Source organism: Methylobacterium sp. CM6257 (assembly GCF_054611515.1).
In genome coordinates this window covers 812,327-839,134 of sequence record NZ_CM137735.1, presented here as the reverse complement: position 1 = coordinate 839,134, position 26,808 = coordinate 812,327, and the positions used below count along the sequence as shown (strand labels likewise).

Annotated in this window: 25 protein-coding genes and 1 tRNA gene; 10 read left to right on the top strand and 16 right to left on the bottom strand. The window is 63.3% G+C overall.

Going from position 1 to position 26,808, the window contains the following annotated elements:
• Nucleotides 1-448: 448 nt before the first annotated feature.
• From ACYCO6_RS03990 to ACYCO6_RS03960, 7 genes are all read right to left on the bottom strand, one after another.
• Entirely contained in the window at nucleotides 449-1,153 is a 705-nt protein-coding gene (locus ACYCO6_RS03990) for a helix-turn-helix domain-containing protein (protein ID WP_459769505.1), read from the bottom strand.
• 61 nt (nucleotides 1,154-1,214) lie between these two features.
• Entirely contained in the window at nucleotides 1,215-1,595 is a 381-nt protein-coding gene (locus ACYCO6_RS03985) for a response regulator transcription factor (protein WP_459769503.1), read from the bottom strand.
• Nucleotides 1,596-1,689: 94 nt separating this feature from the next.
• Entirely contained in the window at nucleotides 1,690-2,307 is a 618-nt protein-coding gene (gene fixJ, locus ACYCO6_RS03980; protein ID WP_459769501.1) for a response regulator FixJ, read from the bottom strand.
• Complete coding sequence (locus ACYCO6_RS03975; RefSeq protein WP_459769499.1) at nucleotides 2,297-3,850, bottom strand: PAS domain S-box protein; 1,554 nt, start codon at nucleotides 3,848-3,850, stop codon at nucleotides 2,297-2,299. Before ACYCO6_RS03975 ends, fixJ begins: the two co-directional genes overlap by 11 nt.
• Before the next feature lie 344 nt (nucleotides 3,851-4,194).
• Complete coding sequence (locus tag ACYCO6_RS03970) at nucleotides 4,195-4,887, bottom strand: NnrU family protein (RefSeq protein ID WP_459769498.1); 693 nt, start codon at nucleotides 4,885-4,887, stop codon at nucleotides 4,195-4,197.
• Nucleotides 4,884-5,972, bottom strand: coding sequence for a hypothetical protein (locus tag ACYCO6_RS03965; RefSeq protein WP_459769496.1), 1,089 nt, complete (start codon nucleotides 5,970-5,972; stop codon nucleotides 4,884-4,886). The genes ACYCO6_RS03970 and ACYCO6_RS03965 overlap by 4 nt, the downstream gene beginning before the upstream one ends.
• A gap of 36 nt (nucleotides 5,973-6,008) precedes the next feature.
• Nucleotides 6,009-6,404: a metal-sulfur cluster assembly factor gene (locus tag ACYCO6_RS03960; protein ID WP_459769494.1), complete on the bottom strand. Its 396-nt coding sequence runs from the start codon at nucleotides 6,402-6,404 to the stop codon at nucleotides 6,009-6,011.
• 152 nt (nucleotides 6,405-6,556) lie between these two features.
• Here ACYCO6_RS03960 and ACYCO6_RS03955 point away from each other — a divergent pair, with 152 nt between their 5' ends.
• The 3 genes from ACYCO6_RS03955 (at nucleotide 6,557) to ACYCO6_RS03945 (ending at nucleotide 9,253) form a co-directional block, all read left to right on the top strand.
• Nucleotides 6,557-7,738, top strand: coding sequence for an NnrS family protein (locus ACYCO6_RS03955; protein ID WP_459769492.1), 1,182 nt, complete (start codon nucleotides 6,557-6,559; stop codon nucleotides 7,736-7,738).
• A gap of 1,098 nt (nucleotides 7,739-8,836) precedes the next feature.
• Entirely contained in the window at nucleotides 8,837-9,088 is a 252-nt protein-coding gene (locus ACYCO6_RS03950; RefSeq protein WP_459769490.1) for a hypothetical protein, read from the top strand.
• Between the two features lie 9 nt (nucleotides 9,089-9,097).
• Nucleotides 9,098-9,253, top strand: a complete 156-nt coding sequence (locus tag ACYCO6_RS03945; RefSeq protein ID WP_459769488.1) for a hypothetical protein — start codon at nucleotides 9,098-9,100, stop codon at nucleotides 9,251-9,253.
• Nucleotides 9,254-9,745: 492 nt separating this feature from the next.
• On the opposite strand, the gene ACYCO6_RS03940 is transcribed toward ACYCO6_RS03945, so the two are convergent.
• The 6 genes from ACYCO6_RS03940 to ACYCO6_RS03915 form a co-directional block, all read right to left on the bottom strand.
• Nucleotides 9,746-10,249, bottom strand: a complete 504-nt coding sequence (locus ACYCO6_RS03940) for a hypothetical protein (RefSeq protein ID WP_459769486.1) — start codon at nucleotides 10,247-10,249, stop codon at nucleotides 9,746-9,748.
• A 1,549-nt stretch (nucleotides 10,250-11,798) separates the two neighbouring features.
• The gene (locus ACYCO6_RS03935; protein ID WP_459769484.1) at nucleotides 11,799-12,047 is read right to left on the bottom strand and encodes a hypothetical protein; all 249 of its coding nucleotides are present in this window, start codon (nucleotides 12,045-12,047) and stop codon (nucleotides 11,799-11,801) included.
• A gap of 478 nt (nucleotides 12,048-12,525) precedes the next feature.
• Nucleotides 12,526-13,008, bottom strand: coding sequence for a cache domain-containing protein (locus ACYCO6_RS03930; protein WP_459769482.1), 483 nt, complete (start codon nucleotides 13,006-13,008; stop codon nucleotides 12,526-12,528).
• Between the two features lie 341 nt (nucleotides 13,009-13,349).
• Nucleotides 13,350-13,505: a hypothetical protein gene (locus ACYCO6_RS03925; protein WP_459769480.1), complete on the bottom strand. Its 156-nt coding sequence runs from the start codon at nucleotides 13,503-13,505 to the stop codon at nucleotides 13,350-13,352.
• A gap of 51 nt (nucleotides 13,506-13,556) precedes the next feature.
• The gene (locus tag ACYCO6_RS03920) at nucleotides 13,557-14,114 is read right to left on the bottom strand and encodes a recombinase family protein (RefSeq protein ID WP_459769478.1); all 558 of its coding nucleotides are present in this window, start codon (nucleotides 14,112-14,114) and stop codon (nucleotides 13,557-13,559) included.
• 315 nt (nucleotides 14,115-14,429) lie between these two features.
• Entirely contained in the window at nucleotides 14,430-16,004 is a 1,575-nt protein-coding gene (locus tag ACYCO6_RS03915) for an IS630 family transposase (protein ID WP_459769476.1), read from the bottom strand.
• Nucleotides 16,005-17,468: 1,464 nt separating this feature from the next.
• Between ACYCO6_RS03915 and ACYCO6_RS03910 the strand changes: the two genes are divergently transcribed.
• The 4 genes from ACYCO6_RS03910 to tnpC all read left to right on the top strand — a co-directional run bounded on the left by ACYCO6_RS03910 (nucleotide 17,469) and on the right by tnpC (nucleotide 20,747).
• The gene (locus ACYCO6_RS03910) at nucleotides 17,469-18,341 is read left to right on the top strand and encodes a hypothetical protein (protein ID WP_459769474.1); all 873 of its coding nucleotides are present in this window, start codon (nucleotides 17,469-17,471) and stop codon (nucleotides 18,339-18,341) included.
• A 59-nt stretch (nucleotides 18,342-18,400) separates the two neighbouring features.
• Nucleotides 18,401-18,805 carry an IS66-like element accessory protein TnpA gene (gene tnpA / locus ACYCO6_RS03905; RefSeq protein WP_459764273.1) on the top strand — a complete coding sequence of 135 codons (405 nt, stop codon included), beginning with the start codon at nucleotides 18,401-18,403 and terminating at the stop codon, nucleotides 18,803-18,805.
• A complete protein-coding gene (tnpB, locus tag ACYCO6_RS03900; RefSeq protein ID WP_042671684.1) occupies nucleotides 18,802-19,158 on the top strand; it encodes an IS66 family insertion sequence element accessory protein TnpB in 357 nt (118 codons plus the stop codon). Before tnpA ends, tnpB begins: the two co-directional genes overlap by 4 nt.
• 68 nt (nucleotides 19,159-19,226) lie before the next feature.
• Nucleotides 19,227-20,747 carry an IS66 family transposase gene (gene tnpC, locus ACYCO6_RS03895; protein WP_459764270.1) on the top strand — a complete coding sequence of 507 codons (1,521 nt, stop codon included), beginning with the start codon at nucleotides 19,227-19,229 and terminating at the stop codon, nucleotides 20,745-20,747.
• Between the two features lie 21 nt (nucleotides 20,748-20,768).
• Here tnpC and ACYCO6_RS03890 read toward each other — a convergent pair whose 3' ends face one another.
• Nucleotides 20,769-20,999: a DUF6429 family protein gene (locus tag ACYCO6_RS03890; RefSeq protein ID WP_331327277.1), complete on the bottom strand. Its 231-nt coding sequence runs from the start codon at nucleotides 20,997-20,999 to the stop codon at nucleotides 20,769-20,771.
• A 114-nt stretch (nucleotides 21,000-21,113) separates the two neighbouring features.
• Between ACYCO6_RS03890 and ACYCO6_RS03885 the strand changes: the two genes are divergently transcribed.
• Nucleotides 21,114-21,686, top strand: a complete 573-nt coding sequence (locus tag ACYCO6_RS03885; RefSeq protein ID WP_459769472.1) for a hypothetical protein — start codon at nucleotides 21,114-21,116, stop codon at nucleotides 21,684-21,686.
• A 1,229-nt stretch (nucleotides 21,687-22,915) separates the two neighbouring features.
• Here the strand turns inward: ACYCO6_RS03885 and ACYCO6_RS03880 are convergent.
• Together ACYCO6_RS03880 and ACYCO6_RS03875 are read right to left on the bottom strand one after the other, a co-directional pair.
• Complete coding sequence (locus ACYCO6_RS03880; RefSeq protein ID WP_459769470.1) at nucleotides 22,916-24,352, bottom strand: DUF6538 domain-containing protein; 1,437 nt, start codon at nucleotides 24,350-24,352, stop codon at nucleotides 22,916-22,918.
• Nucleotides 24,353-24,463: 111 nt separating this feature from the next.
• Nucleotides 24,464-24,539: transfer RNA gene (locus ACYCO6_RS03875), tRNA-Glu, on the bottom strand.
• Between the two features lie 100 nt (nucleotides 24,540-24,639).
• On the opposite strand from ACYCO6_RS03875, the gene ACYCO6_RS03870 reads away from it, so the two are divergent.
• Both ACYCO6_RS03870 and rpoH read left to right on the top strand, forming a co-directional pair.
• On the top strand, nucleotides 24,640-25,647 hold the full coding sequence (locus tag ACYCO6_RS03870; RefSeq protein WP_459773423.1) for an RluA family pseudouridine synthase: 1,008 nt from the start codon (nucleotides 24,640-24,642) through the stop codon (nucleotides 25,645-25,647).
• 238 nt (nucleotides 25,648-25,885) lie between these two features.
• Entirely contained in the window at nucleotides 25,886-26,779 is an 894-nt protein-coding gene (gene rpoH, locus ACYCO6_RS03865) for an RNA polymerase sigma factor RpoH (protein ID WP_459769468.1), read from the top strand.
• Nucleotides 26,780-26,808: the final 29 nt, after the last annotated feature.

The following is a 26,808-nucleotide window of genomic DNA, read 5'->3' as shown; positions in this document are numbered from 1 at the left end:
CAGATCAGGCGGCCCCGCGTGCCCGATGGCCGCGGGGCCAAGCCGAGTGAGAATAGACCTCGGCGAAACCGCCTCGATCGTGTCGGGATCTCGATCCGACGAGACGACCCTAGCCGCTCCGTGAAGACATAACTTGATCGAGGTCATCGACGGGTTTGGCGGCGATCCGGGCCAAAGATCCTTGCGTCAGCCAGTACTCGGGCGCCGAGGCGGCCAATCCTGAGCGCGGGGGCGCCGCACAGCCGCTCCGGGCGCCGCCAGCCTCGGACAGGACCAACCGGATGGTCCGTACGCACCGGCCGCAGCGAGCGCGGCATCCGAGTTGCCGATAGACGGCGGCGGGGGTGCAAGGGCAGCCGGCCTTGCCCGCCGCGCAGGAGCGGATCTCGTCCGCGGACAGGACGTTGCAGGAACAGACGATCACGGCGGTATCGGCCGGCGCGCGGATTCAGGCGTCGAGGCGGCGGAGCGTCGCCTTGTCCCGCAGTACGATGGTGCGCCTGTGGACCGGCAACTCGATGATGCCGGACCGCTCCAGTTGGGTAAGCGCGCGCGAGACGCTTTCCACGGTCAGGCCCAGGTGGTCGGCGATGTCGGTTCGCGACATCGGGAGTTCCAGCACGCCCCTGGCTTCCGAGCGCTCCGCAAGCCCGAGCAGGAAACTCGCGACCCGCTCCTTCGCCGACTTCCGGCCCAGGAGCATCATGTGGTCCTGGGCTCGCTCCAGAGCGCGCATCATGGAGGCAACGACGTCGCGCGCCAGGGCGCCTGCGTCCTGCGCGAGCGCGTCGCGGTCGCTCCGGCGATGGACTGCCACGATGGCTTCAGTCACCGCCTCGGCGCCGAGGCGATGCTCGTCGCCGGCCTCGATGCCGAAGATGTCACCCGGGAAGTGAAAGCCGTCGATCTGGCGGCGGCCGTCGCTCAGGAGCCGGTAGGTCCGGACGGCACCGGAGACGACCCGGTAGAAGTGCGCGGCGCGGTCTCCCTCGGCGTAGATCTCCGCGTCGGCCTCGAAGGTCCGGCGCGACGCCGTGCGCGGCTCCGGCCGGGACAGGGCTGCCGGCACAAGGCCGGGGTTCAGCACGGGAGCGAGACCGGCGGTGGCGAGCGCGAGTTGCATGGGACCCTCGTCGTGTGTGACGTGGAGCATGGCTACGCCACCCTTGCCCACCGAGAAATTCCGGCACACCGCTAAGGGATTCTACGTATCGCTAAGGTGTAGACGCCGCGAGGGCGTCCTGGATCCCCGCGAGGAGCGACCCGTCCTCGAAGGGCTTCTCCACCACCCTTAGGAAGCCTGCCCGGCGAGCTCTCTGCTGCAGGTCCTCCGAGGGCCGTGCCGTGACCAGGATGGCGGGCAGGCCGACCTCCCGCCCGCGCAACTGCCCGACGAGCTCGATCCCGTCCATGCCCGGCATGTGCTGGTCCACGACAAGGCACCCCGTCCCCGGCAGGCTCGTTTCCCCAAGGAGGTGCGCGGCATCCGTGTAGAGGCGGACGTCGAGACCTTCGAGCTCCAGCGCGAATTTGAGCGAGCGGCGGACGGCCTCGTCATCGTCGACGACGAGGACCGGGCCGGAGGGGACTGACATGGCACATCCGGAACGAGGAACGGTCCCACTTTGGGCCGCGTGCGGCGAGAGCGCCTTGACTTGGCGCAAGCGAACGACGTCGGAGCCCGCGGGATCACCCGCCGGTCCCGCGATCGGCGATGAGGGCCATGCGGACGAGCTCGGACAGGCTGCTCGCCTGAAGCTTCGACATGACGTTGGCGCGGTAGATCTCGACCGTGCGCGGGCTGATGCCGAGGTCGAGGCCAATGACCTTGTTGGCCTTGCCCGCGACCAGACCGTTCAGCACCTGACGCTCGCGCTCGGAAAGCGCGGCCATGCGCGTCCGCATCGCTTCCTTCTCGGCCGCATGGCTGGCGCCGCGCTCGGCCTGCGCCAGGGCAGAGCGGACGCTGGAGAGCAGCACCTCGTCGTCGAACGGCTTCTCGATGAAATCGCGGGCGCCTTCCTTCATGGCCTCGACGGCCAGGGGCACGTCCGCGTGCCCTGTCATCACGATCACGGGCGGCGGGCTGCCCCGGCGCTTGAGCCGCCGCAGCAACTCGATTCCGTCGAGATCGGGCATGCGCACGTCAGTCAGGACGCAGCCCGAGACTTCGGCGACACTCTCCAGGAAGGCGACGGCCGATTCGTGCACGCGGACGGCCAGCCCGTCCGTGGCGAGCAGGAAGGCGAGCGACCGACGCACCGCGGCGTCATCATCCACGACGTGCACGACCGCCTCAACCGACATGGTCCAGCTCCTTCCGGTCGACCGCCCGCAGTGTGAACCGGAAGGTCGTTCCGCCTCCTGGGCCGGCCATCGCCGAGATCCTACCACCATGCGCCTCGACGATCGTCCGGCAGATCGAGAGGCCGACGCCCATCCCGTGCGGCTTCGTCGTCACGAAAGGTTGGAAGAGCTGTGCGGCCACTTCGGGCGCGAGGCCGGTCCCGGTATCCGACACATGCACCTCGACGAGGCCCTCCGCGGGAAGCGCTCGGGTCGCGATGACCAGCTCGCGCCGCGGCACGTCCTGCATGGCCTCGATGGCGTTGCGGATGAGGTTCAGCAGAACCTGCTGGACCTGGATCCGGTCGGCGAGCACCAAGGGTGCGGCCGGGTCGAGCGCGAAGGTGACGTGCACGCCCTTCTCCCTGGCTCCTACCAGCGCGAGCGCGCTCGCCTCCTCGACCAGCTTGGGTAGGCCCTCGATGTGCCGCTCGCCCTCGCCGCGGGTCACGAACTCGCGCAGATGCCGGATGACCTGCCCGGCCCGCAACGCCTGATCGGCCGCCTCGTTCACGGCGTCCGAGAGCATGGCCACCTCGGGACCCTCCATGCGGCCGAGGAGCCGGCGGCAGCCCTTCAGGTAGCTGGCGATGGCGGTGAGCGGCTGGTTGATTTCATGGGCGAGCGTCGAGGCCATCTCGCCGAGCGCAGTGAAGCGGGACATGTGGACGAGCTCGGACTGGAGCTCCTGCAGACGCGTCTCGGTCTGGTTGCGCTCGGTCAGGTCGCGAATGAAGCCGGTGAAGTAGCGCTCGCCCCCGGAGCGCATCTCGCCGACCGAGAGCTCCATCGGGAAGGTCGAGCCGTCCTTGCGCTGGCCTACGACAACGCGGCCGATGCCGATGATGCGCCGCTCGCCTGTGGCGAGATAGCGGGCCATATAGGAGTCGTGCCGGGTCCGGTACGGCTCGGGCATCAGCAGACTGACGTTGCGGCCCGCGACTTCCGCTTCCGCGTAGCCGAACTGGCGTACGGCGGCCGCGCTGAAGGACTTGATCAGGGCCTGCTCGTCGATGACGACCATGGCGTCCGGCACGGTCTCCAGGATCGAGCGCAGGTGCGCCTCGCGCGCGCGCAGTTCCTCGTCGGCTTGCCTCTGCGCGTGGATGCTGATGACCACGCCCCGGTGGCGACAGGGCCGGCCGTCCGGGCCGACCTGCACGCTGCCGCGCGAGCGCAGCCAATGGATCTCTCCGTCCGGGCGCAGGACGCGGTAGTCGACCTCGTAGCTCCCCCCGCATTCCAGCGCGCGCCGGATGGCTTCCGCTCTGGTCTGGCGGTCGTCCGGATGCACGAGCGCCTGGGTGTCGGCGAAGGTGGTCAGGCGTTCGACCGGGACACCGAACAACCGCGCGCCGGTCGAAGAGACTGTGACGTGGCCGGTCGGGAGGTCCAGCACCCAGGTGCAGATGCCCGCCTCATCGAGAGTCTGTCGAAGCTCCGCGGTGCTGAGCGGACCGTCAGCGCCCCCGTGTGGACTGGATGGGTGTTCAAGCTTGGTCATGCTGACCGTAGGGTCGACATCCGCCCCGTGCGGCATCGCGTCTGCCTCAAGCCAAGGTAACGGACGGATGCGTCAACTTCCAGGCGGTTGCTCGTCAACATGGATGCCCGAGGATCGCCAAGCGCGAGAGCGAAGCCGAATGGCGCTATGTTAGTGCGTATCCGACGCGGAATTCCCTGCAGCCCTGTCCGGATCCGAGGCTGGCCGCCCCTGAGACAAAGTCGACCGCTATGGTCCGGTTGAGCCCACGGCTCAACGAAGCGTGGGATCCGGATCGAGAGGGCGACGCGCCGGATGTCGACGCTGCGGATGCCCGGCGGCTGGTCGCTGCGTCCCGTCAAAGGTCAGTCGAGCGCGCGAAGTCCCGCTAGCGGGTCCGGTCCGATCAGGAGCGCGTGGCCCTGCGCCAGGAACCAAGCGTAAAGGGAGAGCGCCAAGGCCGTCGCGAGGAGAGATCGGCGGGATGGCGCGAAGGTCGCGCGCCCCGCGAGCAGCGCGACGAAGGGAACTACCGAGGTCGTCCGGCTGATCGCCCGCCACCGCTTCGGGCCGAGCCTGCGCCGCGCCTTCGCGTCAAGGAGAGCGACGCCCACGAGCGAGAACGCTGCCATCGTCCCGAAAAGGACGACCGAGATGAGGTCGCCGTTCGGTGGAACGTGGGAAGCGGCCCAGAGCAGAAAGCCCCAGAGCACCGGGTGCCGGGTGATGGCGGCGATCGGACCCGGCTTGTCGCCCATGCGCAGCGTGATGGAGAGGGGATTTGGGTCGAGGAGGCCGGCGACGATGAGGAACAGGGCGAACGGCATCACGGCAAGCGGGACGTACCACTGCCAGCGGGCTGGCTGCCAAAGCGGAACGGTGTCGGCGCGGTGCGTGGCCGCGGCTAGCCAGGCGAGCAGGGCAAGCGACACGGCTGAGTAGGCCGCAAGATACGCGTGACGCCCGAAGCGCCCGATCAGTCGGGAGCGAAGCCTCGGGGCGGCGGGAACCGAGTGCGCGGCGAGGAAGACCGCTAGGGCCAGGCCGAACTCGCTCATGACGCCCCCTGCCGCGCCGGCGGCCGCCGGCGTAGGCCCGGCAGCTTCGACGCGGCGCCGCACATGGGATACGCCAGCAGCGCCGCGGCCGTCATCATCCCGCTCCAGCGCCGGCCAGGGTACCAGCTGGCGAGGTCCGAACACACCCGGAGCGCGACCGAAGCGTGGAGCAGGATCAAGGGTCCGTACAGGACGGGCCCGTAGCGCATTGGGATCCGCGCGACCGCCGGGAGAATGGTGGGGGCGTGCCCGAACACCATCGATAGCACGAAACCGATCAGGATCGCGTGAAGCACAAGGTCGTACCCGAAGGCGGTCTCAAGCGGAGGAAACGCGAGGAACGCCACGCCGGCGAGGCCGAGCCAGGCGTAGCCCGCGAGCATGCAGGCGGCCATGAAGCGCGCCTGTCCGACGCAACGGATAGTGCGTGCCGCTATGTCGTGTCGGACGAGCCAGCCCGTGAGCACCAAGAGGCCGCAGCCCATCAGCGCCGTGCCTGTCGGTTGGGTCAAGCGGGCCGCGGCGCCGGCGAGGATCAGGCCGCAGGCCGCGGTGTAAAGCGGGAGGCCACCGCGCCGCGGCCGCATCAGGCGGCTGAGTTCGAGTCGTTCCCCCGCAACGGTCAGGACCAGGAAGGCAAGCCACCATCCGACCAGGTCAGGGACCGGCGCGCCCAGTGCCCAGAGGATGCTGCCGAACAACCAGGCCAGCGCCCCGACCGCCAGCGAGACGGTGAAGGGCGCCGGTTGTAATTGGACGGTCCGAGCGGAAGCGGCGCAGAGCGTGGTGGCCGCGAGGACGAAGCTCCAGCCGGGGGCCTGAGGCGGTAGGCCTGCGAGCAGCGCGACCGCCCCGGACGCGGAGGCGAGAGGCCCAAGGAAGGCCCATGGCCTGGCGAGCGCAACCGCCCGCTCCAGCGAGATCAGGGTGCCGAAGACGCCGGAAATGAGCAATGGGCCGTGAAGGGCCGCGAGCGAGGCGCCCTGGGGCATATCCCAGCCGAGGCGCGCGAGACCGGCGCCGAGTCCGGCGGCCAGAGCGGAGCCGGCGCAGGCGAGGAGGGCCAATCGAGGGATGGCGATCATGGCGCGGGCCGACGTCGTGGCGGGGGTGTCAGCCGGTCAGGCGTGCCGGGTCTCGGCTGCCACCTTTCGGCCGCCGAGTTGAGACCAACCGCTTTCGGTGATCCGCTCCGGGGTCCAAACCGGGCTCCAGACGAGGCGGACCAGGATGGTCGGGCAGTCGTTGAAGCGGCGCCTGAGGCAGTCTCGGACATCCTCGACCAGCATCTCGCCGAGCGGGCAGGCGCGCGTCGTGAGCGTGAGGTCCACGTCGATGCGCTCCGCCGTTCGGACGGCCCGGTAGACGAGGCCGAGATGGACCGCGCTGACGCCGATCTCCGGATCAAGCACGGCCAGCAGGCAGTCCATGATCTCCGGGTCGAGCAACGTGCCCGGTCCCCGCTCCTCGTCGTCGAGCGCGTGCTGCGTCGCGCGGGCTCTTAGCCAGGAAAACACCGCCTTGACCCTCCTCGAGCCTTGATGCGCCCATTGGCGTGATCAGCGCCAACGGGCACCTTGATCTGGGTCAAAACCGGCCGTCGAGACAGCTGCTAGCAGGCTTCTGGCCGCCACGGTCGCGGCTGGCTTGCGTCGGCGAAGGCACCACCATGGCCTCGGTCCAGCGGCTGCGTCACTATGGTGGCCCGCCGATCCTCTCCTATGGCTTCCGCCCCTTCTTCCTACTGGGCACCTTGTACGCCGGCTTGGCCGTCCCGGTCTGGATGGCTGTGTTCGGCGGTGAATTCGCACTGCCGACGGCCTTCGCCCCGCGCGACTGGCATGTTCATGAGATGCTCTACGGCTATATCGCGGCGGCGGTGGCCGGCTTCCTGTTGACGGCGGTCCCGAACTGGACTGGCCGGCTGCCGCTGCAGGGCAGGCCCCTGCTGGCGTTGGTCCTGGCTTGGGCTGCGGGGCGGGCCGCCGTCTGGACCTCGGCCTGGACCGGGTGGCTTCCGGCCGCGCTCGCAGACTTGGCCTTCCTCCTGCTCCTGTGCGCCGCAGTGACGCGCGAGGTCGTGGCCGGACGCAACTGGCGGAACCTGAAGGTCCTCGCGCTGCTCGGCCTTCTGCTAGCCGGCAATGCGCTCTTCCACGTGGAGGCGCATCTCCGCGGCCTCGCGGAATACGGCATCCGGGTCGGTATCGCCGCGTCCCTGGTCCTCGTCATGCTGATCGGTGGACGCATCGTCCCGAGCTTCACCCGGAACTGGCTCGCCCGCGAGAAAGCGGGGCGCATGCCAGCGCCGGCTGGGGCGTTCGACACTGCCGCGATCGGATTTTCGATCGCGGCGCTGATAGCCTGGACGGCCGCGCCGGCATGCACCGGAACCGGGACTTTGCTGATGCTGGCGGGCGCACTTCAAGTCGCGCGCCTGGCACGCTGGGCCGGGGACCGCACCGTGCACGACCGCCTCGTCCTGATCCTGCACGTCGCCTACGCGTTCGTGCCCCTCGGCTTCACGTTGGCCGGGCTCGCCGCATTCGGCTACATCGCGCCGGGAGCCGGCATACACGCCTGGACCGGAGGCGCGCTCGGCGTCATGACGCTGGCCGTGATGTCGCGGGCGAGCCTCGGGCATACGGGCCGTCCCCTCATCGCATCGGCACCCGTCCAAGTCGTCTATACCTGTGTGGTGCTGTCCGTCTTGCTGCGCATTTGCGCCTCTGCCCACCCGGCTTGGTTCGGGTTACTCATGCCGGCGGCCGGTATCCTATGGACCGCCGCTTTCCTTGGCTTCGGCCTAGCCTACTGGACCGTGCTGACTGGGCCCCGGGTCGCTGCTTGACCCTCCGGGACACGGCGCTTAACCGCTCGGTGAGCAGCTTTGTCCACTATATGCGCCGCTACTTGCAGTATTCGGCCAGGCAGCTCAGGCATCCACCTCACTTGAGCCGCCTAGTTTATTGCACCTATGCAGTTCTCGCCTCCGTCATGCGCGAGTACGTCACTCCCGGAAACGGTATGACGTTGTCGAGTGATGTTGGATGGGATTCGTCCGCGTGGTGCGTACGACTCTTCATCACAAGAACGCGGATGGCGGCTTCGATGTCCTTGCCCTTCGCCATGCGTCGTTGAATCCGACGTTTGATCCAGATCGGCGTTTCTTCCCTGATCATTCTGGTCCCCTCAAAACCGAGCGACAGCTTGCTTTACGCACCGGCCCGCCTTGCCGCCTCTGAATCCGACGGGCTCGGGGCTGATGAGTTGACCGAAACGACTGCATTCTCGGAACCCACATATGTAACAATTACTCTTTGAATGTTGCCGATCTCGAAATTAAATGTGGCAAGATACAATTATGTAATTGGTTGATTGCGCCGCACGTGTCATTAATGAAATTTGGAGTGGTACTCGCGGCGGCCCCTCGTCCACACCAACTCGCATCAAGCTCCGATCAACGTCCGAATAGGCTTCAAGTCCGCTTGGCGCCGCTCTGAGGCATTTACTAAGGCCGCACGCGACGTCCGCTTATCCGGAGCCTGGGCGCGGAAGCGGACCGGCCACTTCCGGCACGCTTCGGTTCTTCAGGGCCAACCAAGCTGCCGGCAAGCGGACCTCCCGAAGGCCTGAGGAGGATCGAGAGCAGCTACCTCACGGTCAAGCTGATTGGGCTCAGGCTCCAACGCGCGGTCCTGCTTTCGTCAAACAGGCAAACGCTCCCGCAGCTCGCGCGTGGCTTCAGTGCGATCCATCCAAGCTCCCAGCCGCGTCCGGATGAAATCTGACCCGCGCTCGGCTGCCATACGCGCGATCACCTCGGCGCATAGGGCTCGGAAGTTGGCATCGTGCAGGGCCCAAGAGCGTCGGAAGACAACCTCTCGGCGCCCGAGCCTGCCGGGCCAGCGTCCGAAAGCTCGCGGCGGCCAACCCCACGATGGTCCCGGTGCCGCCAGAGCCGGTCCCCGAGTCCGAGCGCCGGGCGGCCTTCGACCGTCTGATGGAAAGCTTGAAGAAGAAGGTCGCCGCGGTCAGCCTCGGGCGACCCGTGCTGGACGACTTGGAGCGCCCGGACATGCAACCGTGGATGCCGAGCTACCGGCGGGCGCTCGTCGCCCGGTACCGCCCGTTCCTGCACCTCGAACCCTCGCTGTGGCCGCGGATCTACAACGACTGGGGGGACGGAGATCCACCCTGAGATCCTGCAATGGTGCCGGGACCGCAACGGGGCGTTCGGGATTGGCTATGTCTGTGCAACCCGGGCAAGACCGGCCCCTACCGCCAGCCCTTGCTCTGGGTCGGGCTCTCCAAGCCCGAGAACTGTTTCGAGTTCCAGATGAACTGGCGGGGGCCGGGCGTGTGATCGAGGGAGTGCTCTCGCTCTCGCGACCCGCGTTTTTAGTGCTTGTTCTTACAGACAAAAATGCGCCGGTGGCGCTCCCAAGGGGACTCGAACCCCTGTTTTCGCCGTGAGCCAACGCCGTGTAAACCGCTAGAATTTTGAGGTTTTTTGACCTGAGGCATTTGACCGGCGGTCTCCGGGAGGTTCAGCTTTGTATCACCAGAGTGGGTCCGCTGTGTACCCCCTCAAGGGTGTCAGGATCTGATGGTGCTCGCGGTCTCGCCAAGAATGCTCAGGGCGGCCCGGCGCTCCTCCGTGGCCGTGCGACCCCGCCAAACTTCCGGCACCACGACCTGAGGCATGAGGCGGTCAGCAGGTTTTTCGAGATAGGCCTGAGCATTCCAGAAGTGGCGCTTATTGGTGGGGACCGGGACACCGGAACGCTGATGCGGTACACACATCTAAGGCTTGAGGCCGTGATTATGAGGCTTCCTTAGTTGGTGCGTATGGGAACTAGTAGCCGTTGCCTTCTGTGCGCTCATAAGACCGCCGCTTGTTCAAGCTGCCGCCTTCATAGACTATGACCGGATGCTGGCCTGCAAAACTGACGTCTAAGTGGAACTTTGCTGATCCACTCTTGTGAATCCCCCGGCCGGGATTAGAAACGGTGAAATCAATAATAGAGTGTGCTGCGCATTTTTTATCGGCAGCGTTGCAGATTACCCGCATAGTACCAGGGCGATGGACGTAATTTCTGACAGGCCACCGTGAGATAGCACGTCGCTTTTCTGCCTGTAAGTCGGAATGCGTGTACGGCTTGCCATAGAACAGAACGGTTCGCCCGTACATATAGGGTACGCCGGTGACAGGGCTTACATTGCTTGATGACCAAATGTGTAGATAGCGGCCAGCAAACAAGGCCGTCAGGTCCTTCATCTCCTGAGGGCTAACGGCGTATGCAGGCGAAGCTGACATGATGGCAACTGCGCCAATCAACAGTGTCTTGAAATCCGCCATAGCGGTCACCGCCTTGTGTAGGTTGGCGAGCTTCAACGTTCCGTGAGCCACCGCATGACACCGCTGGGCCGACTGGAGGTCGTTTCCCTCTGGTACTGTCTCGGCTCGTCCTCTACATCGCTCTCGTAAGGATCAGAAAGTTCGACATAGCGACGTGCATGAGGCTGTTCTACCGTATAGCCGTAGTTACGAACCGGAGCATAGACATGGTGAACCTGCCGCTCGACCGTGGGGCTGTCGTCGCCCTCAAGGTCATCTCTTGCGGCAACGCGCACTGGTTCAGATTTGTGGCTCAGCTTCGCCGTAAGCCGGTGAGATTGCAGCTTGTTGGCTGCTAGATCGTCCGAAGGCTTTGGTGTTGGAGTATGGCCAGCCCGCTTGTTGGCAACTGTGCGACCACTCTCTTTGAGGCTATCGTTTGAGGCAACACGGGCAGTCGCAGATTTACGGGCTGGCTCCGCCGTGAGCCGGTGAGCCTGTATCTTTCGGGCTGATAGATCCTCAGAGGGCTTTGGCGCAGGAGTATGGACTGCCGTACTAACAGCAACGATGGGACGAGTGGCCACTGCCGGCTTCACCTCAAGTTCCGGTCTTGCTGGTCGGCGCGGTGGAAGAACCTGAGAGACAATCGAACTCATTGTCTGCCCTGCTTCGTCCTGCTCGCTATCCCGTGATGCACCGCCCTTCGCGTGCTCGGCCTTCTCATCCAGGTGGAACACAAGCGGCGGGAGAGATGAGTGAGCGGTTGGTGCTGGAGTGCTTTGCTTGATGGGATCAACCCACCTGTCTGTCCCGGACGAGGGCCGGGCGTCTGCCGCAGGAGTACCGTTAGAAGCACGCGGCGAGGCTTCAAGCGAGGCTGCTTTTGTAGGCTTCGATGCTGGGGCTGATGCCGGCGCCCTGTCTTGGTGGCCAACAACGGCTACGGTTACAGCAACTCCCCCCGCAAAGGCAGCTACTAGGCCAAGGAATGGCTTTACAGGCGCGCTCATAGGCACTCTGTCCAAGAGGTGGTCCGGCTCGGGCGTATCGGCACAAACGTCGAGGGACGGAAGCCGGTTCCGGCAGCTCGCTGCTCAATGCTGCCTTCTGGACGTCCCCTCAGGGGTGTCAGGCTTCTAAAGTGCCCGCGGTTTCGCCAAGAGGCTCAGGTTGAATCCTGGGTTTCCGGTGGTCTCGGGGAGGCTCGCAGGGGTCTCAGCGATTCGGCCTATCCCTATGCGGCCCAGGAGCCTCATCCCGGCTATCGACCTTGCAGCATCATCCGACCCTACAGGCCAGCGCGAAGCCCTTGAGCGTCAGGTGGTACATGATCTTTCTGCGGCTCTCGGGATGTGGCCGGGACTCCACCAGATGCAACGAGGTCGCGCGAGTCCTGGATGCCCCACCCCGAATTCCATCAGGGTCCGCGAGGCAACCGGCTGTATCGTCCCCAACATCGCGGCGTAGTCCGTAGGCCCCTGACCGGGCCTCAAGGCTACAGCCAAGAATGTATCGATGTAAGAGGCTGGCAGGGCCGGCTCCAGGCTCCTGACGACTGCAGACGCTGCTACCAGACGCGCTCAGTCACGAGATGCCCGCTCTGATCAAACGTGCCCTGCCATCCGCCGTCGTGCAGATGCACGGTGACATGCGAGCTATCCGCGTTCACCCAGCTTCCGCGAACAAGCAGAACCCTGGCGGTCCCTTCGATGACGGAGCGCTCCAGAGCCCTCGTACTCACACCGAGCCGCTGTGCCAGATCCTTGGGATCAACGATCCAGCCGCTGTCCAATTCCAGACCGATATCGAGCCTCATCGCGAAGGCCTCCGTCGTCGGGACACCCATGCGCCTTCTACCGCAAGGGACCACCCTTTTCTTCATCCGAATGGCGTAGAGTCCTGAATGATGCGCATTACGCCCGTGTTGCATCCGGGTTTCCGGGAGATTTCATGCCGATCACCTGCAAGCTTACAGTCAAGCCCGGCTCCGGCGCAGGAGCTCCAGCGAGAACACTGCACGGTAAGGCCCAACAACAACGAGAGGCTTTACCGGAAATCTGAAAGTGGGGCCTCGGGGGCTCACCCAAAATCGGATACTCGGAGAGGACCCATCGCGAAGAGGACCCTCGAATGACCGCAGGCAAGACTGCCCGGCCTCTCAGCGTCACCAGCGGACAGGAGAGACCAGGAGAGACCTAAGGTGGACCGCAAGCGCCCAAGTCCCAACACAGTCCGGGGCTGGCTTCAGGGACATTGGCTCTCGGCGTCGTAGATTCAGGATGTCCCTCCCCGCCCTAATCCAGATAGAAGCCCGCGCCGATCACTCCTGGCACACCGTCGAACCTAACCGCCTTCACATAACTCCACTTCGGCGAGGCATTCTGCCTTCCAGGCCTAGCAATCAGGTAATCGACCCAGCCAGACCCGTTCGCCTTCCCCATGTCAATCAGAGCTTGATGGAAGGCCTTTCCATTCGCATCCTTCTCCTCGTGCGGATTGGTGCCAACTCGCTTCGGAACCGCAGGATTGAGAAGCACATTGCCGTTCATGTCATAGGCAAACAGGTACGTATCACCATACCACCATTCGCTCCCGCGGTTCGCGAACTTGGAGAACGCAGCCTGCTTTCCTTCGCTCTCGATTAGAGCAGCGGCTTTCGTGACCAAGGCCTCGATGCGGTTGATCTCTTCAGGGGTTGGCGATGACTGACCTGCATGAACCGGTACCGTCACCATTACGGCTGTGGCCATGGCGCAAAACATGAAGTGTCTGAGCATTGCTGGATCTCCAGCCAGTGACAGTCGTCGAAAACGTATCAACACAGTGGCTTAGGCGCCAGTCTGCTCATTGCCTGCTTAGACGGACTCGGAGATCACACTGCACGGTAATGTCTAACAACAACGAGAGGCTTTAGCGGGAACTTGAAACGGGGGTCCGGGTGGTCATTTCTAAAACGATGAACGCAGAAGGGACCCTAACGAAACTCTCAGCCCGCTAGATCTCCCCCGGCTACTCGGCGAGCGAGCAAGGGCAGGCAGCCAGGCTGAGGGAGGCACGCCAGGTGTAGGCCATGCGGTCCTTAGGATGATGCAGGGCACCGGACGACATTCGGTTGGGATCAGGGGAGGCTTAGGGCCTTCATGACGACACCAGCCAGCAGCCAGAAGCTGAGGCCAACGGGAATCAGCCCGAAGATGGTCAGCGGGTTGGACCAGAGCTTGTCACTGATGGACATAAGCAGGGCCAGAAGGGCCAGGGCGAAGAACCAGAGCATGATGGTGGGCCTTTGCTCAGTGCTGTCGGTCGTTGATGGGTAGACGCGACGTCAGGCTGTCTTGGGATTCAGCACGCGGTGTACGCTCATGCGAGAGATGCCCAGAGCCTTGGCAATGGCTGACGGGCCTAGGCCTTGCTCCTGAAGCTCCTTGACCTTGGTGGCAGGTACAGAGGCAGGGCGGCCCTTCCCAGCGTACACACCAGCAGCCTTGGCCTTGGCGATGCCCTCAAGCTGCCTCTCGCGCCTCAGGTTGGTCTCGAACTCAGCGAACACCCCCAGCATGTCGAGGAAGGCCTTACCGGCTGCCGTTCCCGTATCGATGGGCTGCTCCGTGGCCTTCAGGGTTGCACCCTTGGCCTTCAGGGTCCGCACGATGTCTTGAAGATCCCCGATGGATCGCGCCAGGCGGTCAATGCGAGTGACCACAATGGTGTCTCCTTTACGGACGAACTCAAGGAGGTTCTGGAGCTCTGTGCGGCCCTGGACCGTGGTGCCTGACTTCTTCTCGGCTCGGATCACATCGCACCCTGCGGCCTTCAGGGCAGCCTCTTGAATGCTTAGGTCCTGGTCTGTGGTGGAAACACGAGCGTAACCGTAGAGGGCCATGAGGAGCAGTCCTGTATCAGAACCATCTAGACCTTTTGACCATGGTGTATCAAAAATCCCAAGTCAACCGTTTTGTGGCAGGCAGGAAGCGTAACAGGCGGCTGTATCGTAGCCGTACACCGTTCGGTGACAGGAAGAGGCTGCGCGAGACGGCGTGCCTCACCTCAACACGAGCGCTCTTTGCGTGGCGGGGACCCTCGATAAGCGACATCAAGCTGTTCCGGCTTGGCGAGGTTGCAAGTGAACTCCAGAGTGAAGCAGTCCAGGTCGAGAAGTCGTTCTAGAAGCTCTGCGAAGGCAATGGAGCGCCCGGCACTATCGCCAGCCCGGGTCCTTGCAGTTATTTTCTTCTTTAAAAACAGCCTCAACGCGTTCGCCCCCCCAGATTTTGTTGCCGGCCCGTCTGGGATGGTCCGCAAACGCCCTATTTCGCTCGGAGAAGTAACGGTCTATAGCCTCTTTGCATTCGTCGACCGACTGATAGTCACTATTGTGGATAACGGCTCTCGCCAGCCCGCTGAAAACAGATTCAATAACATTCAAAAACTGAGCGCTAACCGGAAGCGGCATGAACTCAACCAACGGAGTGTTGTTTCTGGCCCTGAACCAGTCACTATTAGCTTTCTCAACCTCGCTATAGAGTCTTTTGGACATGTGCCACGATGCAGAATCCCAGGAAAGAAAAAGACGGCTTTCGTTTTTATACTGCTCAATCAGCATCCACAGCAACCTGGTCATTTCGCCAGTATTCTTTTTCGACGAGTAGAAGTGAGTGACTTGGTTCGTGGAAAGCTCGAGAGCAGCGGTGCATATGAGGGAGCCCTTACTTTTCTGGCGTTGGGGGATCGTCCGTGTATAGTCTCCAGGAACAAGCGCGCGCCCCCCCTGGATTTTGACTGAAAACGGTCCGAACTCATCAACTGAAAAAAACTTCTCGTTTGGGGCAAGATGGGACAGGGTATAAGTTATTTTTGTTAATTTATCGCGGTAGGTTGGATCGTTGCTCGTAGGAACCTTTCTGGCCTTCTTAAATTTGTATCCGGCAGAACGGAAGTAATCTGAAACTAAACTAGTCGAGATGTATTCTCCATATGTCCTCTGATAAACGTCACATAGTGCGTGCAAACTCCACGAAGCTCGGTTAACCCCCTGGGCGCGCGGCGATTCGTGTATCAATTTTATTAGACGGTTCCTCTTTTCCTCGATAGCCATATGAATTATTTCGGACCGCCGTTTTCTCCTGGGTAAAATAATTCCGCAGATGCCGCTTGCTTCATATAGTCTGCACCAGGATTCTACCGTTTTTTGAGATCTCTCAATCTTTCGGCAAATCTGCGAAATGCTGGCACCATTCGCGAGTTCGAGAAGGGCTACGGCTATTTCCCATTTCCGTCGATCGTTTGAGCGCCTCCATCGCCTAAGCGCGGCGGTGTCTTCTGGCTTAACGGGTACAATGTTTTGCTTTCGGTGCGAAATCTTAGCTAATTCCCGCTCTCTTCGCCACGACGAATAAAGTTCAGCAAATCGGGAATATTTGTATGACGACGCATCTATGGCGGCATCCTCTCTCCAGATGTCGATCAAAGATGACCGCTCGGTCAACATTCTCGAGTGTATTTGTTCAAAACGTTCGTGGAGAGCTTTGGATCTCTCGGATCGCGCTGGGACGCGACCGTGCTTGAACAGATGCCGCTCCAGATCGCGCTCGCTTAAGGGTTCGATGAGTGCGAAGCTGCCAATCCCGGCGGTTTTAGCTCGCTCGCAGTAAGCGCGCACCGTCGTGCCCGACATCCGACAAGCCACGCCAATTCCCTTATAGCTCAATCCGAATACTAGGCGGAGGCGGAGAGCCTCCTTGACCCGTCCCATACCCGACCGTTCCTGCGCCATTCCGTCCTCCCAGGGTACAACCAGGGTCTCAGCAGCGGGGGGCCGCATTTGACTGACCTTTCCCAGATAGACGGTCCATTCGCGTACATTGGTGGATAGGATAGCTGCGGCCAGGCACCTTGAGTCCGCCTGTTCGACTGCAAGGTCCATTCGCTCTGAGGGTGCCACGCCTCTCCGGGAGATTGCCGCTGGGCTGAATGGGCGGGGCATCACAACAGCCAAGGGAGGGGCGTGGAGCGCGATGCAGGTATCCCGAGTCCTCGCCATGCTCGATACCGGCAACGTGGCTGTACGGGCTTCCTAAGCAAACCTACGGCCTATTCTCGGCGCACTGAGGGCCACCCGCCAAATCCGCTGGTTGGTCAAGAGTGATTTTTTTAGAATTTTTTGCCGGGGTGCAAGGACTGTAGGTCCTCTGCGGAAGTCTCCATCACGGCCTTTCAATCAATGACTTATCAGATGCCCCAATTTGAGAGGAGTAGAATTGAGGAGTAAAGCTGGTGGATTGATTAACGTCTGGCCCCATGGGATCGTTTTGTCGCCGCGAGTTGCTCGGATGAGCCGATGTACACTGATGCGGTTTGACACAACGTAATTTCCATCACATGCCACCACCATCATCACCATTCGACTTCGCTGCGGCGCTCTCCAAGCTTCGACAGAGTGGCTTTGGGGCGGTTCTCGATGCCTTCGGGTTAGGCCAGAACGGTTCGCAGGGCTCATCTCAATCGACCTCACCACCAGCGGCACAGACGGCCATCACGGGAGCACCAGCAGCACCAGCGGCTCCGGTTCGGCTTCCGGGTTATCCCGACTTCATGGGGCGCTCCCCGGGTATGCATGGCCACGTAGAGCCTTCGGGACAGCCACAGGTTCAGGCAGCCGACGAAGGAGGCCTTCTCTCATTCCGTTCAAATAGGGGCTCCGTGCCTCCGGCCATGGTCACCAATGAGGATGGCCTCTTGGTTGAGAGCCCGATTGCGAAGGCCTTCAAGGCCCAGAAGCAAGCAGTTGCTGAGGCTGAGAGGGACCAGGAATATCAGGCTCTTAGTGACAGCATTTCCGAGGGAGTTGCCAGGATGAAGGCTCGGGACGCCGCTGAGGCTCAAGCTAGTGCCGAGAGGCGGGCTGCATGGGACGCGCAGTCTGAAGCAGAGACACAAGCCTTGATGGCACAGAGGAGTGCTCCGAGGAATCAGAAGCGTGGGGGTTTCCTGCGGATCGGTCGAGGTGGTCGAGGGCCGGGACGCTAAGCAGTCCAAGGGCCAGCCTCAGAGCTTCTGAGCGATCTACCCATGAAGTTTTTGGGTAGGCGAAACCTTCGTTCCAGCATCGGAGGGTAGCTCCAGGCTCATTCCCGGGAGCCGTGTGTTCTCGGGATCCTCTTACGTGTGGGCCTTATGGAGTTCTTGTAGATCCTGAAGGACACACCTCATACCTAGGACCTAAGAGATCACTCTGGTTATGATTATAGTAGATATACCTCCACTGAAGGACTGTAGGGACTCCGAGAGCACCCTAGATGCCGAGAGTCCTGAGAACATCAAGCCCAAGAGAACAAAGAAGGACGATCCTTGGTTGGACGAATTCATGTGTTCCTTACCAGGCGCCCTTCAATACACCATCAATGACGTCATCGAAGAGGTTAGTAGGGTCGAACAGCGAGACAGGAGGCGAAGGGCTGATGACGATAGACGATACCGGCTCCTAGTCGATGTTGTGGTATCGAACTTGGTCAATTCCTACCTAATTCATCACAAGTCAAAGCCTATCGTGGCCTGTAGAGACTACAAATTTCCACTCACCATCTACAACAACACCGATCTTCCTCGTCGGACCGTAGGCAGGACACTGGACCTTCTTCAGAGAGCCGGGTTCCTCATCCAGACTGAAGGCTCATGTACCAAGGGTCTAAGGTCCACTATCCGGATCGCACCGGGCCTAGTGCAGCTTGTGGAACACCATGGGGTAGACCTGTCGTGCTTCGGTAGGCTGGACGGTGAACCACTCATTATTGTGTCCACCAAGGAGGACCGTGGGTACCACCTGGAGCCCAAGCACCCCCTCAAGAACTACAAGCCAACCCCCGAGACCCAAGCCCTGTCTGACCAGGTGGCACGCATCAACGACTATCTCGCACGAGCCGACATTCAGTTCCTCCCGGATGACCTCGGACCTGTGAATCCCCTAGATCGAAGGCTGACACGCCGCTTCAAGGTGCTTCCCGGGCAGAAGCTCCGGTTTGATCAAGTGGGCAGACTATACGGGGGCTTTTGGATGAACCTGAAGAAGCACCGTAAGCGCTGTCTGGGCGGCACCTTCCGGCAAGCGGTGTGAAGGCGACATACGGAGCGGAATGGGAGCTCCGTCACATGTCGATGCCAGGGCGTATGGCTATGTCGGAGCCGATCCGGCGCCTGGAGCTGTTTACCGGGGCCGGCCGGCGGCGGACGTGGTCGGATGAGGAAAAGGCCGCCATCGTCGCCGAGAGTGATGGGCCGGGCACCTCGATCAGCGCGGTGGCACGCCGACACGGACTGAGCGCCTCGCAGCTGTTCACGTGGCGGCGCTTGGCGCGTCAGGCTGGGAGGCACGACGACCGCACAGTACGGTTCGTGCCGGCCGTCCTGAGTGTGGGCCCGCAGGAGCCGGTGTCTGCGCAGACGGGCTCCGGGCTGCGTGAGCAACGCGGCTGTCACGGCATCGAAGTTGAGATCGCAGGCGCCACGGTCCGCATCGCTCAGGGCGCGAGCGCGGCTCAGATCGCCGCGGTGATCCGGGCGCTGAAGGCTCCCCTATGATCGGGCCCTCCGGCGCGGTGCGCGTGATGCTGGCCACACGGCCGGTGGACTTCCGCAAGGGCATGGACGGGCTGGCCGCTCTGGTGCGCGACGCGATGGGCGCGGATCCGTTCTCCGGCACGGTCTACGTGTTCCGGTCAAAACGCGCCGACCGGGTGAAGCTCCTGGTCTGGGATGGAAGCGGGCTGGTCCTCGCGACCAAGCGTTTGGAGGCTGGCCAGTTCTGTTGGCCGAAGATCGAGGACGGCGTGGTTCGGCTGAGCGCGGCGCAGCTCGCGGCGCTCGTCGAAGGCTTGGACTGGAAGCGCGTCCATGCGGCTCGTGCCGTGGGCGTGCCGGCGGTTGCCGGCTGAGCAAAAAGACTGGCGGACAGGCTTAATCGCGGTAGTAAGTCACTGGCGGATCTGCTCTCATCCGCTTCGTGGCCGCGCCTGCTTCGCCCTCGTCCGACGATCCCGAGACGCTCAAGGCGCTGCTCGCCGAGGAGCGCGCCGAGAACGAGCGGCTGCGCCAGATCATCCTGGCCATGCAGCGCCACCGCTTCGGCCGCCGCGCCGAGAGCCTGCCGGAGGATCAGCTCCTGCTCGGGCTGGAGGAGGCCGAGCAGGTCGAGGCCGCGGGCTTTGCCGCCGAGGAAACGGAGCCCGCCAAGGAGGCCCAGAGGGTCAAGCGGCGCACGAACCGTGGGGCACTGCCCGCCCACCTGCCGCGGGTCGAGTGCGTGGTCGACGTCGACAGCCTCGCCTGCCCGTGCTGCGCGGGTGCCCTGCACCGGATCGGTGAGGATGTATCCGAGCGCCTCGACGTGGTGCCGACGCAGTTCCGGGTGCTGGTGATCCGCCGCCCGCGCTACGCCTGCCGCGCCTGCGGGGACGCGGTCGTGCAGGCCCCGGCACCGGCGCGGCTGATCGAGGGCGGCCTGCCGACCGACGCTCTCGTCGCGCAGGTGCTCGTCTCCAAATACGCCGACCACCTGCCGCTGTATCGACAGGCGCAGATCTTCGCCCGCCAGGGCGTCAGCCTCGACCGCTCGACGCTGGCCGACTGGGTCGGGCGCGCCGCCTTCCTGCTCCGGCCCGTGCACGAGCGGCTCCTGGAGACGCTCAAGCGCTCGGGCAAGCTGTTTGCCGACGAGACCACGGCACCGGTGCTCGATCCGGGCCGCGGCCGCACCAAGACCGGCCAGCTCTGGGCGTATGCGCGCGACGACCGGCCCTGGGGCGGGACCGATCCGCCCGGCGTCGCCTACGTCTACGCCCCCGACCGCAAGGCTGGACGACCGATCGCGCATCTCTGCGGGTTTGCAGGCGTGCTCCAGGTCGACGGCTACGCGGCCTACGAGAGCTTGGCCAAGGGCGGCGCGGTGCGGCTGGCCTACTGCTGGAGCCATGTGCGTCGGCAATTCTATGATCTCGCCGCCGCCTCACCGATCGCGACGGAGGCGCTGTCGCGCATCGCCGCGCTCTACCGGATCGAGGCCGAGATCCGCGGGCGCTCGGCCGAGGAGCGACGGGCGGCCCGGCAGGAACGAAGCCGGCCCGTGGTCGAGGCGCTGGAGGCGTGGCTGCGGGAGAAGCTCGGCCTCCTGAGCCGCAAGAGCAACTTGGCGGATGCGATCCGCTACGCCCTGAGCCGCTGGGCGGGGCTGAGCCTGTTCCTCGACGACGGGCGTGTGGAGATCGACTCCAACACCGTCGAGCGCGCAATCCGGCCTCTGACCTTGAATCGGAAGAATGCCCTATTTGCTGGTTCGGACGGCGGGGGCGAGCACTGGGCGGTGATCGCCTCGTTGGTCGAGACCTGCAAGCTCATCGAAGTCGAGCCGCAGGCCTACCTGGCCGACGTCATCACCCGCATCGTCGACGGCCATCCGCAGCGGCGCCTCGACGAGCTTCTGCCCTGGGCCTACCCGAGCACACCCACGCTCCAAGCGGTCGCCTGAGAACGCTGCAGCCCAGGCGCGTCAGTCGGGCCGCGTGAACAGGGTCCGAAACAGCGCCTCGGATTGGCGCAGTCCCTCGTCGGTCAGCACCACCGACTTGGCGCGTCCGACCGGATCGGCGATGAGCCCCTTGGCGTGGAGACGGCCAAGCACGGCCCAGTCGAAGCCCTTCCAGGCCCGACGCCCGTCGTGGAGCGTCAGCCACAGAAGGGCGAGCACCGCCTCGTCGATGCGCTCCTCGTCGACCGCCATCCGAGCAGATTAGCACGCCGCGCTCAGACCGGGCGTGGTCCCAGCCGATCGGTTACGAAGCACCGCCGGGGCAACATCAGGATTGAGGGGGAGCCGATAGCGGATCTGGATTTCGTGTCGCTGCATCCAAGGCTGGCTTATCGCCGCTTAGGCCAGGAGTGGCCCGAAGGCGACCTTTATGATCTCACCGGGCTCTTGGAGGGGTACAACCGGAACAATGAGAGCCATCGAGACGCCGTGAAGCAGGGTTTGTGTTCCATACTCAATGGTGGTCGAGGTGGAGCCGCCCCAGGCCAGCCCAGCCATCTGAATGACCTTCCGAAGGGGAGCACCGCTAAGAAGCTCCGGGAAGCACTGATAGCAAAGCATCCCGGTCTAGCTTCGATTATCGAGCCTGAGGAGCCATCCAAGGAGATCCTCGGATACAGCCTCATGTTCACCGAAAGCCAAATCCTCCTTGGTACCCTGGAGATCCTGATGACATCCAATGTCGTGGCCTTGCCGAGTCACGATGGGCTCTTTGTTGCTCAGAGCAAGGCCTGGATCGCTCAGGAGGTCATGGAGACGGTCTCGCAGGCCATCGTAGGTGTCATACTGCCGGTGAAGTGCAAGGCGGTTCCTAGTGCCTCTCAGGCGACTGAAGCCCCTACCAGGCACGCAGCACCTTTCGAGATGGAAGCGGCCTAAAGGCTCTTAGTTGTATTGGAGGTTGGTGTCGGAGGTGCTCCTTGGACGTAGCGCCGCTCAACTCACGGAGTTCCCTCCCGACACCCTGCCAGCCTGATCCGAGGCAAGTCTCACGTTGCTATAGTGCAACACTGAAGTGGAGCACGGATTAATGTCTACCAGTATACTTTATTTGTGTGCTGTTGCTTCAACCGCAGAAGGTGGTCCGGAAGCAACCACCAGCCCCTAGGAACACCAAGAACTTTCCCCGCCTCAAAGAGAGCCCGAGAATAGCCTCTAGAATGCGCTAGGAAGCCTCAGGACGGCCGTGAGCACTTTCAGAGCACCGAGGAGCGGCTTGAGCCCGACAGGCGCCCTGGAGTCTCCTAGCGTGGCTGTTCGGAATCTGACGCGGTTGCATTGGTGAGGGCAGACCAAGCATCCGGACGGAACCACTTGCCTGCTCGCAGGATTCAAAGGGCAACTCCGGGAGCGTCTCGGAGCGTGTGGGAGCATTGAAATGGCCCTGCGAGGGCTTTCAGATAGGTGGTATCAGCCGAATGCCCTTGTACAGACTTCGAGCCGTGATGTGTCCTACAGATGATCTTGGAAGGACGGTGTTCCAAAGCACAAAGATAGAGGCCAGCAATGGTAATGAAGCGGTACGTTTTGCGCGCAATTGGAGCCCTGAAGACACCGGAGAAACCCTTCAAGCCTTGATGCTGCTTGATGAGCACGACACGGCTTTATGGACCCTGAGGCCTTCCAGCGTCAGCTAACCGCCCAGATGGTGTCCTAAGGCCTCCCTCGCATGAGGCCCCAAAGGCCGTCCATATTGGTCTGTAGCTTCATGTCCCCGGATTGCTGAGCCGATAGCTTGCGGACCTCCCCAGGCCCCGCTTACTGTCAAGCTATGCGTATCGCCCTGGCCGCCCTAACCTCCGTACTAACTTTGGTGTCCACACCTACCTTTTCGCAGACGTGCAATCGGACTGGTAACTACGTCTGGTGTGATAACGGCTATGATGGGTGGCTGACGGACTCCGGTAGTCTCTACCTGTCCAACAAGTACGGCCGGTCCATGACTCTTGATGCTGACGTGTTCCGGCCGCAGCCTCGCAGGAAGTCCAAGTTCTGTGTGATCGATTCCGAGGGTAATCGTCTGGGAGACTGCTAGAAGCATAGCTTTGATGACATCATAAACACTGATGGCCTAAGGGATTACCATTGGTTGACAATCGGCTTTAATATTAATCTGGCGATTTATCCTGGGACTTGAGAAGCCAATCCCGCATCGTTTGTAGCGCAACACCAAGCCCATAGTTCTCCGCGATGTTGGGCGCGCTGTGACCCTGCATGAAGTCCCGCACATCCTTGGGGCACCCACAGTCCCTTAGCTGCTGCTTGACCGCATGACGGATGCTGTGAACCGTTTTCTTCTTATCCTCGATACCAGCCGCTCTCAGGGCCTTCATGAGCGCCGCAGAGGCCGCATCACGGCCATTCTCTCTGCCGTACCTAGGGAACACCGGACCTGTCATAGAGGGTTGTCCTGAGCCTTCCTGGAGCCTCTGACGTTGCTCTTTGAGCGCCACCACAGCGGAAGGCAGCAAGGGGACCACTCGGACACTCGCTTGGGTCTTCAGCCCCCGGACCTCATTGGACCGGATCTCCAGGAACGGCAGACTCCCGTCCAGGTCGCGAACGTCAGGCCAAGCAAGGCCAGTTATCTCCTGGAGCCGTGCCCCGGTGTCCACCAGAAGCCTAGCAATGGCGCCAAGCTCCGGGTTCACTGACAGGGTGGTTACCTTCGCAAGCTCCTCTTTGGTCAGCGGTAGGCGCTTCTCACGGTCGGGCGTCGGGTCACTGATGGTGTGGCGGTCAAAGGGATTCCGCCTTTGGATATCGAACTCCTGAAGCGACTTCTCGATGATGGCCCTGGAGAGCTTGAAGGCCTTCCTGATGCTGCCTGGGGTGAGTCCCTTGGCGCTCAGGTGCTTCTCGTAGGTCCGCACGTCTTCTCTGGTGAGGGATGAGACGGTGTGGTCCGAACCCACTGCCTCATTAAGGTACGCGATGACGCGGCGCTTTTCGTGCTCCCACTTACGCCTTGCCACCAAGCCCATACTCGCGGTCTCGCTCTCCTTGAGTCGGAGGTAGACCGCTAGTGCCTCATCAAGGGTGGGATCGGGCTTCTTCAGGACCCCGAGGAGCGCACGGGCCTCAGGGCTCCTCTCAAGCTCATGGTCGCGGGTTTCGTGATTCCCCGGGTCGATCCCGAGGTGCTTCATGCAGAGATTCTCGCGGAAATCGAACTCGTGTTCAGCCATGCCCTGTTTGTAGGGACGATAGGGCAGCCCGTGAGCCTCCAGGAACCCTAGGCCACGATACCAGTCATCCACAGCGGAGTGGTCCTGGGTGACCACAGAGGCGAGCGAGAGGGCTGTAGGTCCCCTGCCCTGCCCTGCGGCTATCTGGGACAGCTTGTCGTGCTCTAGGAGTCTCCAGGCCTTCAGGTGGGCCTCAGCGTCCGCATGAACCCGCAGGCTCCGAAGCTCGGCTTCCTGTTCGTCCTTGGTCCCGAGGCTAACAACGATCTCCCGCTTCCCCGCACGGCCTCTCAGCGGCTCAGGGATGACCCGGCGGTACTTCCACACGCCATGTCGGGATTGGGTGATGTAGGGCATGCGGCGGAACAGGAGACTCACTTGAGGCCCCCGTTTGTATCCCCTTTTTGGGACACCACAGGAGCTAAGTGCCTGTTCTTACAATGCGCAGAGGACCTTAGAGAAGACCGGTGGCGCTCCCAAGGGGACTCGAACCCCTGTTTTCGCCGTGAGAGGGCGACGTCCTGGACCGCTAGACGATGGGAGCTTTCCGGCGGCGCGGGGCTGCTATAGCCATGACCCGCCGGAGGGGCAAGGGCCTTGGCCGGGAAATCCGCATCTGCGGGTCGAATCAGGTGCGGATAGGAATCGTGGTGGGTACGGACGTCGAGGAGCGGATCGGGATCGTCACAGAAGGGGGCGTGCGGCTCGACAGGGCGCTGGTGACCCTGTTTCCGGACCTGTCCCGTGCCCGGCTGCAGGATCTCGTCCGCGCGGGCCATGTGCAGCGCGACGGAACCCCGGTGCGTGACCCGGCCCTGAAAGTCGCCGCCGGCGCGCGGATCCGCCTGGCGGTTCCACCACCGGCGCCCGCAGGGCCGCTGGCCGAGGAAACGGATCTGCCGATCGTCTACGAGGACGACGATCTGATCGTCATCGACAAGCCAGCCGGCCTCGTCGTCCATCCGGCGCCCGGTCACGAGAGCGGGACCCTGGTCAACGCTCTGATCGCCCATTGCGGGGCGAGCCTGTCGGGGATCGGCGGCGTGCGCCGCCCCGGCATCGTCCACCGCCTCGACAAGGATACGAGCGGCCTGATTGTCGTGGCCAAGAACGATGCCGCACATCAGGGGCTTACGGCCCAGTTCGCCGATCATGGCCGCACAGGACCGCTGGAGCGGGCCTACGCGGCCGTGGTGTGGGGCCTGCCGCAGCCGCGCGCCGGCACCATTCGCGCCAGCCTCGCCCGTTCCCGCTTTCATCGCGAGAAGATCGCGGTGGTCTCCGACGAGGCCGGCCGCCACGCGGTCACGCACTACGCCGTCGCCGAGGCCTATCGAGAGGCCGCCCTCGTGCGCTGTCAGCTGGAGACGGGACGGACACACCAGATCCGGGTCCATCTCGCCCATCGCGGCCATCCGCTCCTCGGCGACGCGGTCTATGGGGGAGCCTTCCGGACCAAGGCCGCACGGCTGGAGCCGGATGCGCGCGCCGCGCTCACGGCCCTCGGCCGGCAAGCGCTCCACGCGGAACTGTTGGGCTTCCGCCATCCGCGCACCGGCGAGACGCTCCGGTTCGAGAGCCCGATGCCTCCCGACATGACGGCGCTGGTGAGCGCTCTCAGAGGGCAGCCGCAAGGCGGCACACACCCGTAACCGGCCCGCCGCAGCGTGCGAAAGATCACCCCGTACCGCGTCACTTCGTGACATGGTACGACCCATTCGGTCGGTGGCGCGTTGATGACGACGTGGGTGTCCTCAATCGCTACCGGCTCGACCGGCCAACCTGTATGACATGGGTGGCCGGCAGGGTCGGCTCAAGAGCGGCCCGAGTGGACGGCACTGTTGCCCGTCGCGTCCGCCCGACAGGGGGACATAGGTCCAGGAGAATGCCATGGCCGGTACGCTGCCCGTGCTCGCCAACGAAGGTGGCCTGTCGCGCTACCTTGATGAGATCCGCAAGTTCCCGATGCTGGAGCCGTCGGAGGAGTTCACGCTGGCCAAGAGCTGGCGCGACGCCGGCGATCGTGAGGCCGCGCATCGGCTCGTGACGTCGCACCTGCGCCTCGTGGCCAAGATCGCCATGGGCTATCGGGGCTATGGCCTGCCAATCGGCGAGGTCGTGTCCGAGGGCAATGTCGGCCTGATGCAGGCCGTCAAGCGCTTCGACCCCGACAAGGGGTTCCGGCTGGCCACCTATGCGATGTGGTGGATCAAGGCTGCGATCCAGGAATACATCCTGCGCTCCTGGTCGCTGGTGAAGATGGGCACCACGGCGAACCAGAAGAAGCTGTTCTTCAACCTGCGTAAGGCGAAAGGCCGTATCTCGGCTCTCGACGAGGGCGACCTCAAGCCCGATCAGGTGAAGCAGATCGCCACCCGCCTCGGTGTGCCGGAGCAGGACGTGATCGACATGAACCGGCGCCTGTCCGGCGACACCTCGCTCAACGCGCCCCTGCGCGAGGAGGGCGAAGGCGAGTGGCAGGACTGGCTCGTCGACAATTCCCCGAGCCAGGAGACCGTTCTGGCCCGCGAGCAGGAGGGGCAGAACCGCCTCTCGGCTCTGAAGGATGCGTTAAGCGTGCTCAACCCGCGCGAGCGCCGCATCTTCGAGGCCCGGCGCCTCGCCGAGGATCCGATCACATTGGAGGATCTCTCAGGCGAGTTCGGCGTCTCGCGGGAGCGCGTCCGGCAGATCGAGGTGCGCGCCTTCGAGAAGGTGCAGGAAGCGGTCAAGCGCAACATCGCCAACCGCGAGCTGCCCAGGGCCGGCATTGAGGCTCACTAACCAGCCCTCGGGCGCGCACTCGGCGCGCC